Genomic DNA, 17152 nt, shown 5'->3' on the forward strand with positions numbered 1-17152 from the left:
TGCATCCGCGCAAGTGGCGGTGTGGAGTTTTGGGTTTATGCAAGGTGGGTCAGCGGGGTGAGGAGTGTCGTGTAGCCGGTGTGGGCAGTGGTTTCGCCGTCGCGCAGCGCCGACTTCAGCCGCTGCGCGACGGCGATCAGCAGTTCGTCGCCGACCTCGTGGCCGTGCTGGTCGTTGACCGCCTTGAAGCCGTCAAGGTCGAGGTAGACCACCGCCAGCGACTGGTTGTGGCGCTCGCTGTGGGCGATCGCCTGTTGCAGGCGGTCGGCCAGCAGCGCCCGGTTGGGCAGGCCGGTGAGGGCGTCGAAGTGGCTGATGCGGTCGAGCTGTTGCAACTGCCGTTTGCTCTGCGTGACGTCGGTGAACAGGGCCACGTAGTGTTGGGTGGCGCCGTCGGCGTCGCGCACCGCGCTCACCGTGATCATCTCGGCGTAGACCGCGCCGTCCTTGTGCCGGTTCCAGGCCTCACCGTGCCAGTGGCCCTGGTCGACCAGCGCGCGCCACATCTGCGCGTAGAACTCGGCCGACTGGCGGCCCGACTTGAGCATGCGCGGATTGCGTCCCAGCGCCTCGGCGCGGCTGTAACCGGTGATGCGGGTGAAGGCGTCGTTGACCTCGACGATGGTGCCGGCCGGGTCGGTGACCATGATGCCCTCGCGGGCCCCGGTAAAGACGCTGGCGGCCAGGCGCAGGCGCGTTTCGGCTTGCTTGCGCTCGGTGATGTCCTGGCGCGCGATGACGACGTTGCCGCTGTCGCCGTGGAAGCGGGTGACGTTGACGCCGAGCCAGCGCGGCGCGCCGGCGGCGTGGCACGGGTACTCGGCCGAGAAGCTGTCGCTCTGGCGCCCGAGTACGGCGCGGATGCCGTCGGCCAGTTGCGGCGACTCGAGCGCGTCGGGCGCGGCGCTGTCGCACAGGTGCAGGTAGTTGGCGCCGACGTCGAGGCGCGCCTGCTCGGCGCGGAACGCGCGCCAGGCCTGGTTGGTGGTGAGGACGACGCCGCCGCGGTCGAGCACGCAAATGTGCGTCGCCACCGCGTCGATGGTGGCCCTGGCGAACGATTCGGCGGCCTGCAGCGCCTGCTTCGCCTGCATGCGCTCGGTGAAGTCGAACACGTGGGCGTGGGCGCGCCGCAGTTCGTCGTTTTGCGCCTCCAGTTCCAGCTGGAAGATCAGCAGTTCGTCGAGCTGGCGGCGGGCCTCGTGCTCGCCGGCGGCACTGGGCAGCCGGGCTGGCGGTGTCGCCGCGCCGGGCGAGGAGCGTTGGTCCTGTGTCATGTGCGGTTCCCGCATCGGTTGCGCGCGCGGTGGTGGAAGGCGCGCCGCGGCGAAACGGATGGGTTGATTTTACTGATGGCCATGGTGCTGTTGTGGGTAAATGGCGCCGTGCGACGCCCGTAGCTTTACTTTAACGCATGAGGCGGTTAACAGAAAGTGTATCTTGCGAGATAAATATGCGAAAAATGCATTTCGCCACCGCTCATCGGCAAAATATTTCCGGTATTGGCGGGCAGGGGGAAGTCGCGGGCGGGCCGGGCACCGCGCCAGGTAGCCGCGACGCCTTGCTCCGGCCCCTAAAAACGCCCGTGTGCGGAAGCCTTTATCGAGGCCTCAGGCGGCGTGTTTCCATCGCGATTCGCTGTTGACCATCGCCTCGATGAGCGTATCGGTCAGCGGGTAACCGGTGGCGTTCTCGATACCGAGAAACATCGGGCTGGGATTGGCTTCGAGAAAGAAGTAGTTGCCGTCCTTGTCGCGACGCCAGTCGATCGCGGTCCAGTTCAGCGACAGCAAGGCCATAATCGTCGGCACCTGCTGGCGTATCGCCGCCGGCAGGTCGATATTCTTGATGCTCAGCGCCGCGTCGGTGCGGAAATCGACGTCGTCGCTTTCCAGCTCCAGCGAAAACATGTGCCGGCCGATCGCATAGGTGCGGATATTGGTGCCGTCCACATATTGTTGCAGCGTGATCGGGGCGCGGCTCAGGGCGCCGGCCAAATGCTCGCCGGCCAGATGCCGTTCGGTGATGCGCTCGGTATGGGCGCCGCCATATACCGGCTTGAAAATAGCCTGCGGTTCGGCTTTGCAGAACGCCAGCACTTGTTGCGCGTTGTTGCCGATATACGTGCGCGGGATGCTGACGCCGGCCTGCGCCACCAATTGCAACTGGTGCGGCTTTTCCTGGTGCGACTGGTATGCCTGCCAGCTATTGAGCCAATGCGTCTGGTTGCGGCACTGGAACCACGAACGCAGGCTGGCCATGCTGTCGTAAAACGCGATGTCCTCGACCGAGCCGCGGGTCGCCTTGGTCGACTCCGGGGTGACGCCGCAGAAATTGCGCCAGTAGACCGAGCCGATTTCGGCGAAACGCATGGCGCTGCCGTCGGGCAGCGTCAGCTCGCCGCCGCCGTCGGCCGGCGTCAGGCTTATTTGTATAGTCGAGGGGAATTTATGGGTTTCAAGCAGGTGCGCTTCGTGGCCGCGCCGCGCCAGTTGCGCCAGCATGTGCTGGGCGTGCTGGTCGCCGGCGTGCGCCAAAATAAGATGTTTCATGAATTTTCCACTACCGTTGCAACGATATGGGGCCGGTCGCCGTACGGCGCGCCGTCCGGCGACCGGCTGCTTACGCTCAGTCGATTACTTCAGGTCTACCGGTGGCAGGCCGCCTTCTTCGCCCAGGGCCAGCGTGGTTTGCTGACCTGTGCCGCCGGTCAGATTGCCAGGATCGCCGCCTTCTTCGCCAATGGCCATCGTCGTCATGATCGGGTCCGAAACGCCGCCGCTAACTTGTTTGATTTGTTCTTCGTTCAGTGAAAATGGATGCATGATAGTGTCCTAATTTCTAAATAAACTTCGATTGATTGCGAGCAAGGGCAGCGCTTGCGTTGGACGCAGGCAGTTGTCCCACGATCACACCTGGCGCATGCAAGATTCCGTATCGTCGGCGGCTTGCAATGCCCGGCTATCTTAGCAATTATTTCCTTTATGTCAAACTGTTTAAAGTGTAAAACTTTATGATCTTGCAACATCAAAACTTTGTTGCCGATATGGTCATCGCGCCACCCCGCCTGCGCTTCGCGCGACGCGGCCGGCGCAAACACCGCGCCGCGCGGCCGGTCCCGTTACGCCGCGCTGGCACAGATGCAAGGCCTACCTTACAATCACGCCAGCCAATATTTACTATTTAATACATGACCTTTTACCGGACCTATTTACCGTGACCTCCAAGCCGCTCAAGATCGCCGTTTCGCTCGCCGTTGTCGTGGCCGCCGGGGCCGGCGCCTACTTCGCCACGCGTCCGGCGTCCGCGCCCGTTGCCGCCGCGGCGGCGGCCAGCGGCGACGTTGCCGCGATCGGCGCGCAATTGCGCGACGTGCTGGCGGCGCACCGCAAGATCATCGTGCTGCTGGCCGACGAGCAGGCGCTGGCGGCCCCGGCCCGCGCGGAGAGCCGGCGCGTCGGCCAGGCGCTGTTCCACGAGAACCAGGCCCGCACCGGCAAGCTCGAGGAGGCTTTCGGGGTGTTGACGGCGCCGGGCAATCCGGCCCGCTTCGAGGCGCTCGAGCGCTTGCTGACCTATGTCGAGTCGGACCCCGACCTGTACGACGCCGACCGCCTGGCCTTCCGCGAGCTGCTGCAGTCGCTGCTGGCCGACGTGGCCAAGGATTCGTCGCTGCCGGCGATTAAGCTGCACAAGCGCGTGTCGGAAGACCTCGACGCGCTGGCCGAGATCGAGCGCAATTATGAGAAGGAAATCCGGCAAATCTTCGGCCGCTTCGAGTCGCGCGCCATCGAACTCAAGCGCGAACGCTGGGAGGACTACGTCGCGCACTTGAAAAAACGTTACACGCGCGAGCAGATCCTGAAGGAATACGGCGTGGTGCTGCCGTATCCGCCGCCGCCGCCGGGCGCCGCCGGCGTCGAGGAGGGCAAGCCGGACGGGGCGGAAATCTTCGGCACCGCGCTGCCCAAGAAAACCGTGGTGCTGACCTTCGACGACGGCCCGCACAAACGCTACAGCGAGGAAATCGCGGCGATCCTGAAGCAGTACGGCGTGCCGGCGGTGTTTTTCAGCGTCGGGCGCAACCTGGGCAGCCTGGACGCCGCCGGCAAGGCCAAGTTGTCGGCCGGCGCCGAGGTCAGCCGCAAGTTGATGGCGGCCGGCTACGCGCTGGGCAACCACAGCTTCAGCCACGCGCAGCTGTCGAAGCAGACCGGCGACAGCCTGAAGGGCGAGATCTTGCACACCGACGTGCTGCTCAAGGCCATCAGCAGCGAGCGCGCGCCGCTGTTCCGCTTTCCCTACGGCGCCCGCAACAGCGAGGGCATGGCGGCGCTGGCCAACGCGCATCTGACATCGGTGATGTGGAACATCGACTCGCTCGACTGGGCCGATCCGGTGCCCAGCTCGATCGCCGACCGGGTCCTGCGCTCGGTCGACAAGGAGGGCCGCGGCATCATTCTGTTCCACGACATCCACGAGCGTACCGTCAAGGCCCTGCCGGCCGTGCTGGAGCGGCTGGTGGCGGACGGCTACCAGTTCGCCGGCTGGGACGGCGCCGCCTTCAAGGTCGCCAAGGGCGCCGCGCCGGCGGCCGAGAAGAGCCCCGTGACCACCGGCTACGGCAACTCCTGGGCGGTGGTGATCGGCATCGACGACTACGCCAAATGGCCCAAGCTGCAGTACGCGGTGCGCGACGCGCAGGGCGTGCGCCAGAGCCTGGTCGAGAAGTTCGGCTTCGCGCCGGAGCGGGTGGTGTCGCTGAAGAACGCCGAGGCGACCCGCACCAACATCCTGGCCGCCTTCCACGACAAGCTGGCGCACGGCGGGGTGCAGAAGAACGACCGCATCTTCGTCTTTTTCGCCGGCCACGGCGCAACCCGCAAGCTCAGCTCCGGGCGCGACCTCGGCTACATCGTGCCGGTCGACTCGGACCCGAACCAGTTCGCCACCGACGCCATTCCGATGACGGAAATCCAGAACATCGCCGAAAGCCTGACCGCCAAGCATGCGCTGTTCGTCATGGACGCCTGTTACAGCGGCCTGGGGCTGACGCGCGGCGTTGGCTCCAGCTCCTTCCTGCGCGACAACGCCAAGCGTATCGGCCGGCAAATGCTCACGGCCGGCGGCGGCGACCAGTTGGTCGCCGACGGCGGGCCGAACGGCCATTCGGTGTTTACCTGGACGCTGCTGCAGGGGCTGGCCGGCAAGGCCGACCTGAACGGCGACGGCCTGATCACCGCCACCGAACTGGCCGCCTACGTCGCGCCGGCGGTGGCCAGCGTGTCGAACCAGACGCCGGCCTTTGGCAGCCTGCCCGGCTCGGAGGGCGGCGACTTCGTCTTTGAACTGCCGGCCGAGACCGAGTTCCTCAGCCCCACCACGGCGCAACTGTCGAGCGCGGCGATCGCGCTGAACTCGAAGCTGGACGCGTCGCGCCCGGCCGGCGCGGACGAGCGCAAGGTGGCCGGCGCCCCCCCCGCCACGGTGACGGTGAAGGATTTGCAGGGCGTCGAGCAAAAGATCGCCACGCCGCCGACGGTGCCGACCTCGGCGCGCCAGCTGGCGCAGCGGGCCAACGACCGCGGCCTGCAACTGTACAAGGAAAAACAATACGCGGCGGCCGAGGCGCAGTTCACCGAGGCGCTGAAACTGCGCGCCGACTTCGCGCTGGCCGCCAACAACCTCGGCTTCGTCTTCTACAAGCAGGAAAGGTACGCCGAGGCGGCACGCTGGTTTGAAAACACCGTCAAAATGGACCCGTCGCGGGCGATTGCCTACCTGAACCTGGGTGACGCCCACGCCCGCGCGGGCGACGGCGTCAAGGCCAAAGGCGCGTACAAGACTTACCTGGAGCTGGCGCCAAACGCCTCGGCGGCCGGCTACGCCAGGCAGCAGCTGGACAAGCTCTAGGGCGCGCCCAGGGCGCCGCGAACGCCGGCAAAAACCACAGGCGACGAGCCGGGGTCAGCCCCCCAGGGTCCGGCCCCGGGGGCGCGCCTGTGGTGTTAATACGGTTGCGCCGCAAGCACGATGGTTGCGGTACGACAGTATTGCTCGTGTAAAAACTGCATAGACTGGCAACACAATCCTATGGCGCGGTCAGCGGCGCGCGCTTGCTACGCCCGTCGTTTCCGCAGCGACGCAACGGAGGTGTGCCCAATGGCCAGTCTGCGCAGTTTTGTCGTCCGTCTTGCCAACAAGGAGGACGATTTCTCGCCGATCAAGTGGCGCGCGACGTCGTTCGTGGTGTTGGTGTGTGTCTCGCTGGTCGTGCTGCAAAGCTGGATCAGCTGGCGCGGCCGTGAAAGCCAGCTGAAGGCCGGCACCGTGGTCGCGGCCAACCTGGCGCGCGCGGTGGCCCAGCACGCCTACGACACCGTCAAGGAGGCCGACACGGTGCTGGTCGGCCTGGTCGAGCGGCTGGAAACCGATCCGCCGACCGCGGCGCAATTGGCGCGCGTGCAGCAACTGCTGGTCAAGCGGGTCGCCGAACTGCCCCAGTTGCACGGCGTCTTCGTCTACCGAAGCGACGGCGGCTGGCTGGTCAACTCGCTGGGCCGCACGCCGAAGAACGCCAGCAACGCCGAGCGTGAATACTTCATTTATCACCGCACGCACCTGGACCGCGGGCCGCACATCGGGCCGCTGATCCGCAGCAAATCAACCGGCGACCTGGTCATCACCGTGTCGCGCCGCCTCAACCGGCCCGACAGCAGCTTTGGCGGCGTGGCGCTGGCGACGATCCGCATGGAATATTTCCAATCCTTTTACGAGCGCTTCGAGATTGGCCGCTCCGGCGCGATTTTCGTCGCGCTCGACAACGGCACGCTGCTGGTGCGACGCCCGTTCGAACGGAAAAGCCTGGGCCGCAACATTGCGGGCTTGCCGCTGTTCGGCCAGTATTTACCGCGCGCGCCGGTCGGCACGGCCATCATCACCTCGGGCCAGGACGGCATCACCCGCATCAACAGCTACCGCCGGCTGGAGCAATATCCGCTGGTGGTCTCGGCCGCGCTGGCGCAGGACGAGGTGCTGGGCGAATGGCGCGCCGACGCGCATGTGTATGGCGTCGGCGTCGGCGTTCTGGTGCTGGTGCTGGGTTTGCTGGGTGTGCGCCTGGTGCGGCAGATCGAGCTACGCGGCCGGACCGAGGCCGAGCTGGTGCTGGCGCGCAACTCGCTGGAATCCTTGAACGTCACCTTGCAGCGCTTGGCCATGCAGGACGGCCTGACCGGGCTGGCCAACCGGCGCCAGTTCGACGTTTCCTTGCAGGATGAGTTCAGCCGGGCGATGCGCAACGCCAGTTCTTTGGCCCTGATCATGATCGACGTCGATTGCTTCAAGCAATACAACGACCTCTTCGGCCACCCGGCCGGCGACGAGTGCCTGCGGGCGATCGGCCAGGTGATCAACGCCGGCAAGCGCCGCGCCGGCGACGTGGTGGCGCGCTACGGCGGCGAGGAGATCGCGGTGTTGTTGCCGGCAACGGAGATGGCGGGGGCGATGCAGGTCGCCGAGAGTATCCGCAAGGCCATCCACGCGCTGCAGTTGCGCCACCCGGGCAACGGCAGCGGCGTCGTCACCGTCAGCGCCGGGGTGCAGGCGCTGGTGCCGGTGCGCAACGACAGCCGGCCGCTCGATCTGGTCGAGGCGGCCGATCGCGCCATGTACCGGGCCAAACAGAGCGGACGCAACCAGGTGTGCGGACAAGCCTCGCGGCTCTGCCCGGCGCTGGCGGCGGGCGGCTAGCGCCGTCAACCCCTTACGCTTATACTTGCTGGAGCGCTAACGCCCTACAATCAGAAAGAATAGATGAGCAAGTTGACACAAGGTTCGCCAAGATTGAAGCAAGCCGTACAAATTCGCCATGCATTGCCCATCCGAGCCAGACTTGTCCTAAGCGCCGCGCTGTTTGCCGTGCCACTGGCGCCTGTGTGGGCCCAGGCAACGGAGGAGGAGGCGCCGCTGCAGATCGTCCAAGTGACCGGCGTGAGGGACCCGGCGATATTGCCCTATAAAATAGCCTACGAGATGCTGAGCAAGATCGCCGGCGCCAGCAACGACCGGGTGCGGCTATTAATCAAGGTGGTGTCCAGCGAGACTGGCAAGCCGATTCCCGACCTGGAGATCATCCTGCGCGGCGACAAGACGTTTGAAAAAGTGCGCATGTCGCCCGCCGGCTTCCTGACGATTCCGCTCAGCCAGGAAGCCTATGACGAGAACGCCGAGTTCTTAAGCAACAAGAAAAAGGGGGCGCTGCGGGTCCAGTTCTATCTGGAGCCGAAGCTGCCCGCCGAAAATTTCAGCTATGGTGACATCGCCGACGGCATCGACGCGGCGCGCGCCGCGCTCACCCATATTGTCCCCTGGTATTGGCGCATGTTGATGCCTTCGCTCAAAGGCATCGGCATCTGCTATCCCGATAACAAGCAGAGCGTACTTATTTCAAACAGCGCGGAGACGGCGCGTCCGGCGGCCAGCGAAGAGAGCCATAACGTGACGGAGGCCAAGGTCTATTGCGCGAATTTCTCATCGAAGGAGCGCGGCATCGCCAGGGACAGCGTGATTTCGCCGGCAAGCGGTTGGGACCCCATCTTCCGCTAGTCTTACTGTGTCATAGAAAAATTATATGCGCACGGTGTGGGCGCCGGGCACGCATCTCAAGGACCCAGGAGTTAAAAAACACCTCGGAATCAGATACGCTGGCTTACCCGGCGATTACGTCGCTCGAGGTAGCCGGGCGAGCGCAGCGTCATGTGTCTGACTCTATTACAACGCCGCGCGCGCACATGCCGGCGCCATCGCAGCGCAATTACAGCGCTGTCCTTGCTGTCGTCGCATCCCAAGAAACGACGACCACGACACGCCCTGGAAAGATGTGCTGAACCGGTATTTTCCGGGTTTCATGGCGTTCTATTTCCCGCGGGCCCAAGCCGAGATCGAGTGTCGACGCCGCCACGTTGGACGAGGTTTTTCAATCCATTGAGAAATAGTGCTAGGCGTCCTTGCGGTAGCGCTCCTCCAGCGCCGCCGCCGTGGCCGCGTCTATTGTTCTCTCGGCCGTTGCGGTCGATGCCGTCGCGCTGCTGCGCATCGCCCGCCACGCCATGGCCACGCCGATCAGCAGCAGCAAGAAGGGGCCGATCCACAGCGCCGCGTTGGCGGCGGTGAACGGCGGGTTGTACAGCACGAACTGGCCGTAGCGCTCCGCCATGTACTCCTTGATGGCGAGGTCGCTCTTGCCGGCGCGGATCTGCTCGGTAATCTGACCGCGCAGATCGATGGCCAATCCCGAATTGGAATCGGCGATGGTCTGGTTTTGGCACACCAGGCAGCGCAGCTCGGCGGCCAGGTGTTGCATGCGCTCGTACTCGGCCTGCGATGGCGATGCCGCTTCGGACGGTATGGCCGCCAGTTTTTCAGCTACTTTGCTCACGGTTTTTTCGCCATGGTGGAGGTTTCGGAAAGCAGCGGGGCGACATGGACGGCGAAGAAATCGTCGCCGATCGGGCCGACCTGGCGGTAGCGGACCACGCCGGCGGCGTCAATGACATAGGTTTCCGGCACGCCATAGACGCCGTAGTCGATGCCGACCCGGCCGTCCAAATCCAGCGCGACCCGGCTGAACGGGTTGCCGTTTTGCTGTAGCCAGCGCCGGGTGTCTTCGGCCCGGTCCTTGTAGGCCAGTCCGACCAGCGGCACCTGGTGGGCGGCCGCCAGTTGCAGCAGGCGCGGGTGCTCGACCACGCAGGCCGAGCACCACGAGGCGAACACGTTCATGACCCATACCTTGCCGCGCATGCCGGCGGGCGAAAACGGCGCGCCGACCTCCAGCGAGGCGACCGTGAAGGCCGGCGCCGGCTTGCCCACCTGGACCGAGGGCAGGTGGCGCGGGTCCAGTTGCAGGCCGCGCGCCAGCAGCGCCGCCAGTAGCAGCAACACGGCCAGCGGCAGCCCCAGGCGCAGCCAGCGCATCACGCCGTCACTCCGACGCCGTTCTTGGCGGCGTTCCTGGCGGCGACGCGCCGGTAGCGGCGGTCGAACAGCGTGAAGATACCGCCCAGCGCCATCAGCGCGCAGCCCCACCAGATCCAGCTGATAAACGGTTTTACGTACATGCGCACCGTCCACGCCTGCTCGGCCGGCTTGGCGGCGGTGTCGCCGCTGGCGTTCGGCTCGCCGAGCGAGACGTAGACGTCGCCGAAGAAGCCGTAGTCGATGGCGGCCTGGGTGATCACCTGGCCGCCGACGGTAAAGCGGCGCTTCTCCGGTTCCATCAAATGGATGACCTTGCCTTCGCCGCGGGTCAGTTCGAACACGCCGTGGGCCGCCACGTAGTTCGGCCCCGGCACGTCGTCGACGCCGATAAAGGTCAGGCGCCAGACGCCGACGCTTTCGGTCTGCCCCGGCAGCATCACCAGGTCGCGTTCGACTTCATAGGTTTTTACCATGGTGACGCCGGCAACGAAGACGGCGACGCCGATATGCGCGACGATCATGCCCCAGTACGACATGCCAAGCAGGCGGGCGCGGTCGAACAGCGCGCGCGAGGCGCCGTTTTCCTTGAGGCGGCGCAACTGGCGCCGCGCCTGCCCGGCCGTGGCGGTGGCCAGCGTGACGGCGGCGGCCAGGCCCAGCACCATCATCAGGCTGGCTTTGCCGAGCAGGTAGATGGTGGCGGAGGTGACCACGACCGACGCCAGCAGTGGCAATAGCATCGGCTTCAGCGCGTCGCTCAGCTTCATCGACTTCCACTGGCTGTACGGCGCCAGCGCCATCAGCCAAACCGCCGGCAGCAACAAGGGCGCGAACACGGCGTTGAAGTACGGCGGGCCGACCGACATTTTCTGGCCGGTGAAGACTTCGACGATCAAGGGATACAGGGTGCCCAGCAGCACGGCGGCCAGCGCCGACACCATCAACAGGTTATTGATCAGCAGCATGGACTCGCGCGAAACCAGGCTGAATTGCCCGCCCAGGCCCACCTTGCGGGTGCGCGCGCCGTACAGCACGAAGGAAAAGCCGATCACCAGGATCAGCAGGCCGAGGATCAGGATGCCGCGGCGCGGGTCGGTGGCGAAGGCGTGCACCGAGGTCAGCACGCCGGAGCGCACCAGGAAGGTGCCCAGCAGCGACAGCGCGAAGGCCACCATCGCCAGCAGCACGGTCCAGCTTTTCAGCGCGTCGCGCTTGTCCGTTACCGCCAGCGAGTGGATCAACGCGGTGCCGGCCAGCCACGGCAGCAGCGACGCGTTTTCGACCGGGTCCCAGAACCACCAGCCGCCCCAGCCAAGCACGGTGTACGCCCACCAGCTGCCGAGCAGGATGCCGACCGTGAGGAAGGCCCAGGCCGCGTTGGCCCACGGCCGCGACCAGCGCGCCCAGGTCGGGTCGAGCCGGCCTTCCATCAGCGCGGCGATGGCGAAGGCGAAGCTGACCGAGAAGCCGACGTAACCCATGTACAGCAGCGGCGGGTGGCTGACCATGACCGGGTCTTGCAGCAGCGGGTTCAGGTCGCGCCCGTTGAGCGCCGCCGGCAGGATGCGCAGGAAGGGGTTCGAACTCGACAGCAGGAAGGCGATGAAGGTCACTTGCAGGATCAGCAGCACGCCCAGCACGCGCACGCGGAAGCCCGGCGCCAACCGGCTCGAGCACAACGCGACGGCGGCGGTCCAGCCCGACAGCATGAGTATCCACAGCAGCATCGACCCCTCGTGCGAGCCCCAGGTGGCGGCGATCTTGTATTGCACCGGCAGCAGGATATTGGAATTTTCGGCGACGTTGCGCACCGAGAAGTCGCTCGACAGGAAGCTGGCCATCAGCGCCGCGAACGACGCCAGCACCAGCGCGAAGATCAGCACCGACGAGCCGGCCAACGCCTGCGACAAATATTGCTCGGGCTGGCTGCGGCGGCTTACGTGCCACAGGCCGTAGCCGCCGGTGAGCAGGGCCAGCGCCAGCGCCAGCGATAATGCGAGTTGTCCGAGTTCAGGTATCATTTCTTCAATGCCGGTGGGGCGTAGTTTTCATCGTGCTTGGCCAGGATTTCGGTCGATATAAAGGTGCCGTCCTTCATGCTGCCTTCGGCGATCACGCCTTTGCCTTCCTTGAACAGGTCGGGCGTGATGCCGCTGAAGCGCACCGGCACGACGTGCGCCAGGTCGGTGACGCGAAAGCTGATGTTGGTGGTGCCCGGCTCGCGCCGCAGGCTGCCTTGCTCGACCATGCCGCCCAGGCGGTAGCTGCGCCCGGCCGGGGTTTCACCCTTTAGCAGCTGGGTCGGGGTGTAGAAGAACACCAGGTTGTCGTTGAACACGCGCAGCACGCCGTAGACGGTGGCGCCGACGGCCAGCAGCACGGCCAGCAGCCACAGCAGGCGCACCGTGCGCGGTTTCATCGGCGTCTTCGTTGTCGATTCGATCGGCATTATTTCTCGTCTTCCCATTCAAGTTTTTTAAGCGCGGCGCGTTTGGCGCGGATCACGCTGACGCTGTCGAGCGCGAACACCAACGCCGCCAGCGCCACGCACAGCCAAATGGACGTCTGCGCGTTCATGGCAGCGCCTTGCGGACCCAGGCCGCGGCGCTTTCGCGCCCCAGCAATTGCCAGCGCGCGCGCGTCATCGCCAGCGCCGCGCAGGCGCACCACATCGCCAGCGTGCACAGGATTAAGGTCATTTTCATGTCGGACGCCATGCGCGGGGCGCCGGACGCGCCAATCGACGCGCCCTGGTGCAGGGTGTTCCAGTAGACCACGGAAAAATAGATCAACGGAATGTTGAACAGGCCGACCAGCGTGAACCAGGCAAGCAGGCGGTCGGTCTTGCTGTCGTCCTCGACCAGCGAGGCGATCGCCATCAGGCCGAAATAGATGAATAGCAGCAGCAGTTCCGAGGTGAGCCGCGCGTCCCAGATCCAGTAGGTGCCCCAGGTCGGCTTGCCCCACAGCGAGCCGGTGGCCAGGGCCAGCGCCGTCATCCAGGCGCCGGTGGGCAGCAGCGCGCGCAGCATCACGGCCGAGACGGCGCTGCGGTAGACGCAGTGCAGCGCCGCGTAGGCGCACGCCACCACATAGATCAGCATCGACATCCAGGCGGCCGGGACGTGCAGGTAGAGAATGCGGTAGACCTCGCCTTGTTGTGCGTCGGTGGGCGCCACGCATAGCGCCATCCACAGGCCGACGCCGCCCAACAGCAGCGCCGCCGGCACCAGGGCCCGCAGCAGCAGGCCGCTGGCGCGGAAAAAAACCGGTGGCGAACTGAGTCGCCGGAGTTGCTGGGATAAATACATGTCACTCAATCCGTCCAACAGGGGTCTGGCCTTGCATCTTACCGAAGAGGGTGGCTATCCCGTTCCGCTAACAGCGCTGGAAAAGCGGTATTTTAATGGATACGCCACGGCATTTACAGGTCGATATTGCGTAACGACAAAAAACGTTCCGGCTTGTCTCTATTCGAGCGCCAGCGCCAGAACGCGCGCCGTCACCATTGGCAAGGCGACGACGCTGAGCATGGCCAGGCTGGCCAGTACCATCAGCGGCGCCAGCGCGCCGATGCCGCTTTGCGCGCCGGCAATGGCGGCGGTGCCGAAGACCACCAGCGGCACGAACACCGGAAACGCCAGCAGGCAGATGACAATTTGCGCCTGGCGCGCCATCAGGCCCAGCGCGGCAAACAGGCAACTGAAGGCGGCCAGGCTGACCGAACCCAGCGCCAGCGAGGCGAACAGGATCAGCAGCACGTCGCCGGACAAGCCGTACAGCAAGCCCAGCGGCAGGCTGGCCAGCGACAGCGGCAGCCCGACGAACAGCCAGCCGGCGACGACCTTGCCGAACACCAGCAGGGGCAGCGACACGTTCGCCGTTTTGACGTCGTTCAAGACGCCATGCTCGAAGTCGGCCTCGAAGTAGCGGGCGGCGCCGATCAGGCTCGCCAGCAGGGCGCTGACCCAGAACACGCCGCCGGCCGCGCGCGCCAGCAACGCGTTTTCCGAGCCCAGGCCGAAGGGGAACAGCGTCACCACCATCCAATGGAAAATCGACGGCCAGACAATGTCCTGCGGCCGCGCCGCCATCAGCGCCAGCTCGCGCCGCAATCCCCAGTGCAGCGCCGCCCAGCCTTGCACGGCGGCGCGGTCGGCGCGCGGCGTCGCTAGTCTTGCCGACTCGGGCTGGTCCTTTCCGGCGGACGGCGGCAACAGGCGCGCTTGTTGCGCTTCGATACGCAGCGTCCCCATCGAATAGGGCGCCAGCTCGGGAATCGCCTCGTCGAGCGCGCGGTGGGTGGCCACCACCGCCGCGCCGCCGCCGCCGAAATGCTCCAGCAGCAACTCCTTGAACAGCGCGATGGCTTGCACGTCGAGGGCGTTGAGCGGTTCGTCGATCAGCCAGACGGTGCGGCCGCTGGCGGCCATGACGGCGAGCATCAGGCGCCGCAGTTGGCCGTGGGACAGCTGGCCGACCCGCGCCTGCGCTTGGTGGCCCAGGCCGACCCGCTTCAGCAGCTTGATGGCGCCGCTGCCGGGCCGCACGTCGTGCATTTCCAGCGACAACGCCAGTTGCTCGGCCACCCGCAGTTCGGCGCGAAAGCCGCTCTGGTGGCTGAAGTAGAAGGTGGTGTGCGCGCCGGCCTGGCGCCGTTCGCCTTGCGGATGGTCGGGCGGGGCGCTTTGCAGCGCCGCCAGCGTGCGCAGCAAGCTGGTCTTGCCGCTGCCGTTTTGCCCCTGCAACTCAAGATATTGGCCGCCCGGCAGGGCGAACGAGACCTCCGTCACCAACATTTTACCGCCGCGGAAGACCGGCACAGCCAGCAGCTCCAGCACCGTCGCTACCTCAGCGCCGTGCACCGTCATGGCACGACGGCCTGGATCAGCAATCTTACGTTGCTACTACCCGTGGCGACGTCGGGCATGGCGACGAACAGGTCGCCCGGCTGCTTGCCGGCGGTGCCGGACAGCGAAATGCGCGCTTCCAGGTTGACGCGGGCGTTGCCCGACAGTTTAGTCGCCGGCGTCATGGCTTGGCTGTCGTCAAGCTTGAACGCGACCGCTTTACCCTGCAGCAGTTGCTGGACCGGCAGGCGCACCACCGCCAACGGCATCGGCGGGCCGGCCGGCGCCTTGGCCACCACGAACAGGATGGCGCTGGCCGGCAGCGCTTGCTTCTTCAGCGCGGCGATCAAGGCCGGGCTCAACTCGACCACACCGTCGATGGCGGCCGCCGCCGCGCCGTTGACGGCGGACGGGGCCGCTTGCGCTTGCGCTTGCGCGGGCGCGGCCGGCGGCGTGGCCGGCGTGCCCAGGCTGGCCAGGATGGTGTCGACCTGGGCAATATCGGGCGCGCCGGCGGGGAAGGTGGCGCGCAGACGCTGCCAGTACTCGGTCGCCAGCTTGATATCCTTGTCTTGCATCGCGGCGGTGGCGGCCAGCGACAGCGCCTTGCGGTGTCCCGGCGCGCTGTCCAGCGCTTGCTGGATCAGCGTCAAGGGACGGCCAACCAGCGACTTGTTGTTGGTCATCGCCATCACGTCGGCCAGGTCGGCCAGGATGTCGGGATGCCCGGGCGCCAACGCCAGGGCCTTTTCCAGCGCCGCGGTGGCGCCGGCGAAGTCGCGCTGGATGCCGCGCGAGCGCGACAGCAATACCCAACCCTCCAGGTCGTCCGGCGCGCCCTGCAATTTCTTCTCCAGCTTGGCGATGCGGTCTTCGATGGTTTCCGTGCCGCCGGGGTGGCGCGCGCCGTCGGCCATCGGCAAGTCTTGCTGCGCGGCGGGCGACTGCGCCAATTCCGGCGCAACGCCTTGCAAGGCGTCGCCGTCCCAGCGCCCCAGCAGCGCGTACAGCGTCAATCCGATCAAACCGCAGCCGGCAACCAGCCACCAGTGGTGCCGCTGCGCCGGGTTCGGCGGGCGGTCCGCGCCGGCGGCATCGGCGGGGTTGCCGCCATTGCGCGCCAGCACGGCGTCGGCCATTGACGTCCATTCCTGGCGCAAGGCGTCCTGCGTCTGGCGCGGCAACAAGAGATCGTCTTCAATCTCTTGGCGCTTGGCGAGCAAAACTTGCCATTCTGCATTAATTGTTTTTTCTGAAATGTTTCGGCTGCGTTTCCAAATATTAAGCAGAGTCCATAGTGTAAAACAAGTAAAAAGCGTTGCAATTGCAGAAAATATTAGCATGGACGGGGAACTTTTTTGGCCGAAGTATAGGGGCTCTAGTGTAATCTAGCGGAAAAAATTGATACAGTAGCAAGTAATGACATAAGTAATGCGACAAACGCCCGAGGGCTGCGGGTTTTGCTCCGCAGTATGGGCGCTAACTTAGAGCAAGTTGGACTATGATACAAGACAATATTTTGTCCTTTAGGAGGTCGAAGTACCTCAAATGGGCGGCAGCCGTGGTCCTGGGCTGCGTTCTGCTCTATGCGCTGGACCAGCCGCCGATCAGACCGGGCGGCGGCACGTGGCTGGGCTATGGCCTGGGTACGCTGGGCGCCGCGCTGATCCTATGGCTGTTGGCGTTCGGCATGCGCAAGCGCGCCTACAGTTCCACCCTCGGCACCGTGCGCGGTTGGCTGTCGGCGCACGTCTATCTGGGGCTGGCGTTGGCCGTCGTCGCCACGCTGCATACCGGTTTCCAATTCGGCTGGAACGTGCATACCCTGGCGTACGCGATGACCATCTCGGTCATCGTCAGCGGCATCTGGGGCGTCGTACTGTACCTGCGCCAACCTGCGTTGATGGGTAATTTGCTGAACGGGCAGACGCTGCAACAATACGGCCAACTGTTGCGCGATAGCGACGACCAAAGCCGCATACTGGCCGCGAGCATGACGCCGGAAATTCAATCGCTGATGGCCGCCTCGGCCAACGGCAAGATTTTTTCCCATTACTGGCAGCGCTTTACCGGCAAAAACGCCAAGTGCATCACGCAGAAAGTCGTCGATTGGCTCGGGCAGCAATCCTACGACGTTCCCACCAGCTTGCAAGAGTTGTATACGTTGCAATTTCGCCGCTTACAGCAACTGAACCGCATTCGTGAATATGTTCGCCTGAGAACCTGGACCGAAATCTGGCTGGTTTTCCACGTGCCCATGTCGTTCGCCTTATTGGGCAGCCTGATCGCGCACATCGTGTCGGTCTTTTTTTACTGGTAAG

15 protein-coding genes are annotated in these 17152 nt (G+C 65.3%); 4 read left to right on the plus strand and 11 right to left on the minus strand.

Features of this window, described 5'->3' with window-relative positions:
- Positions 1 to 35: 35 nt before the first annotated feature.
- The 3 genes from ACFDR9_RS02930 to ACFDR9_RS02940 form a co-directional block, all read right to left on the minus strand.
- Entirely contained in the window at positions 36 to 1277 is a 1242-nt protein-coding gene (locus ACFDR9_RS02930) for a PAS domain S-box protein (protein WP_409030009.1), read from the minus strand.
- 333 nt (positions 1278 to 1610) lie between these two features.
- Positions 1611 to 2552: a RimK family alpha-L-glutamate ligase gene (locus ACFDR9_RS02935; RefSeq protein WP_409030010.1), complete on the minus strand. Its 942-nt coding sequence runs from the start codon at positions 2550 to 2552 to the stop codon at positions 1611 to 1613.
- Between the two features lie 84 nt (positions 2553 to 2636).
- Complete coding sequence (locus tag ACFDR9_RS02940; RefSeq protein WP_017875384.1) at positions 2637 to 2825, minus strand: hypothetical protein; 189 nt, start codon at positions 2823 to 2825, stop codon at positions 2637 to 2639.
- 391 nt (positions 2826 to 3216) lie between these two features.
- Between ACFDR9_RS02940 and ACFDR9_RS02945 the strand changes: the two genes are divergently transcribed.
- The 3 genes from ACFDR9_RS02945 (at position 3217) to ACFDR9_RS02955 (ending at position 8607) form a co-directional block, all read left to right on the plus strand.
- Complete coding sequence (locus ACFDR9_RS02945) at positions 3217 to 5913, plus strand: polysaccharide deacetylase family protein (protein ID WP_409030011.1); 2697 nt, start codon at positions 3217 to 3219, stop codon at positions 5911 to 5913.
- 249 nt (positions 5914 to 6162) lie between these two features.
- Complete coding sequence (locus ACFDR9_RS02950; protein WP_409030012.1) at positions 6163 to 7752, plus strand: diguanylate cyclase; 1590 nt, start codon at positions 6163 to 6165, stop codon at positions 7750 to 7752.
- A 63-nt stretch (positions 7753 to 7815) separates the two neighbouring features.
- Positions 7816 to 8607, plus strand: a complete 792-nt coding sequence (locus ACFDR9_RS02955) for a hypothetical protein (protein ID WP_409030013.1) — start codon at positions 7816 to 7818, stop codon at positions 8605 to 8607.
- A gap of 391 nt (positions 8608 to 8998) precedes the next feature.
- Here the strand turns inward: ACFDR9_RS02955 and ACFDR9_RS02960 are convergent, their stop codons facing one another.
- The 8 genes from ACFDR9_RS02960 to ACFDR9_RS02995 all read right to left on the minus strand — a co-directional run bounded on the left by ACFDR9_RS02960 (position 8999) and on the right by ACFDR9_RS02995 (position 16054).
- A complete protein-coding gene (locus tag ACFDR9_RS02960) occupies positions 8999 to 9439 on the minus strand; it encodes a cytochrome c-type biogenesis protein (RefSeq protein WP_409030014.1) in 441 nt (146 codons plus the stop codon).
- Positions 9436 to 9978 (minus strand): DsbE family thiol:disulfide interchange protein, encoded by a 543-nt coding sequence (locus tag ACFDR9_RS02965; RefSeq protein ID WP_409030065.1) that lies wholly within the window; start codon positions 9976 to 9978, stop codon positions 9436 to 9438. The genes ACFDR9_RS02960 and ACFDR9_RS02965 overlap by 4 nt, the downstream gene beginning before the upstream one ends.
- On the minus strand, positions 9978 to 12002 hold the full coding sequence (locus ACFDR9_RS02970; protein ID WP_409030015.1) for a heme lyase CcmF/NrfE family subunit: 2025 nt from the start codon (positions 12000 to 12002) through the stop codon (positions 9978 to 9980). The genes ACFDR9_RS02965 and ACFDR9_RS02970 overlap by 1 nt, the downstream gene beginning before the upstream one ends.
- Complete coding sequence (ccmE, locus tag ACFDR9_RS02975; RefSeq protein WP_026132570.1) at positions 11999 to 12400, minus strand: cytochrome c maturation protein CcmE; 402 nt, start codon at positions 12398 to 12400, stop codon at positions 11999 to 12001. Before ccmE ends, ACFDR9_RS02970 begins: the two co-directional genes overlap by 4 nt.
- A gap of 29 nt (positions 12401 to 12429) precedes the next feature.
- Entirely contained in the window at positions 12430 to 12558 is a 129-nt protein-coding gene (locus tag ACFDR9_RS02980; RefSeq protein WP_017875392.1) for a heme exporter protein CcmD, read from the minus strand.
- Positions 12555 to 13292 (minus strand): heme ABC transporter permease CcmC, encoded by a 738-nt coding sequence (gene ccmC / locus ACFDR9_RS02985; protein WP_017875393.1) that lies wholly within the window; start codon positions 13290 to 13292, stop codon positions 12555 to 12557. The genes ACFDR9_RS02980 and ccmC overlap by 4 nt, the downstream gene beginning before the upstream one ends.
- A 159-nt stretch (positions 13293 to 13451) precedes the next feature.
- Positions 13452 to 14852, minus strand: coding sequence for a heme ABC exporter ATP-binding protein CcmA (ccmA, locus tag ACFDR9_RS02990; protein WP_409030016.1), 1401 nt, complete (start codon positions 14850 to 14852; stop codon positions 13452 to 13454).
- Positions 14849 to 16054: a tetratricopeptide repeat protein gene (locus tag ACFDR9_RS02995; protein WP_409030017.1), complete on the minus strand. Its 1206-nt coding sequence runs from the start codon at positions 16052 to 16054 to the stop codon at positions 14849 to 14851. Before ACFDR9_RS02995 ends, ccmA begins: the two co-directional genes overlap by 4 nt.
- Positions 16055 to 16392: 338 nt before the next feature.
- On the opposite strand from ACFDR9_RS02995, the gene ACFDR9_RS03000 reads away from it, so the two are divergent.
- Positions 16393 to 17151 (plus strand): hypothetical protein, encoded by a 759-nt coding sequence (locus ACFDR9_RS03000; RefSeq protein WP_409030018.1) that lies wholly within the window; start codon positions 16393 to 16395, stop codon positions 17149 to 17151.
- Position 17152: the final 1 nt, after the last annotated feature.

This window comes from Janthinobacterium sp. CG_23.3 (genome assembly GCF_046115965.1).
Taxonomy (GTDB): Bacteria; Pseudomonadota; Gammaproteobacteria; order Burkholderiales; family Burkholderiaceae_D; genus Janthinobacterium.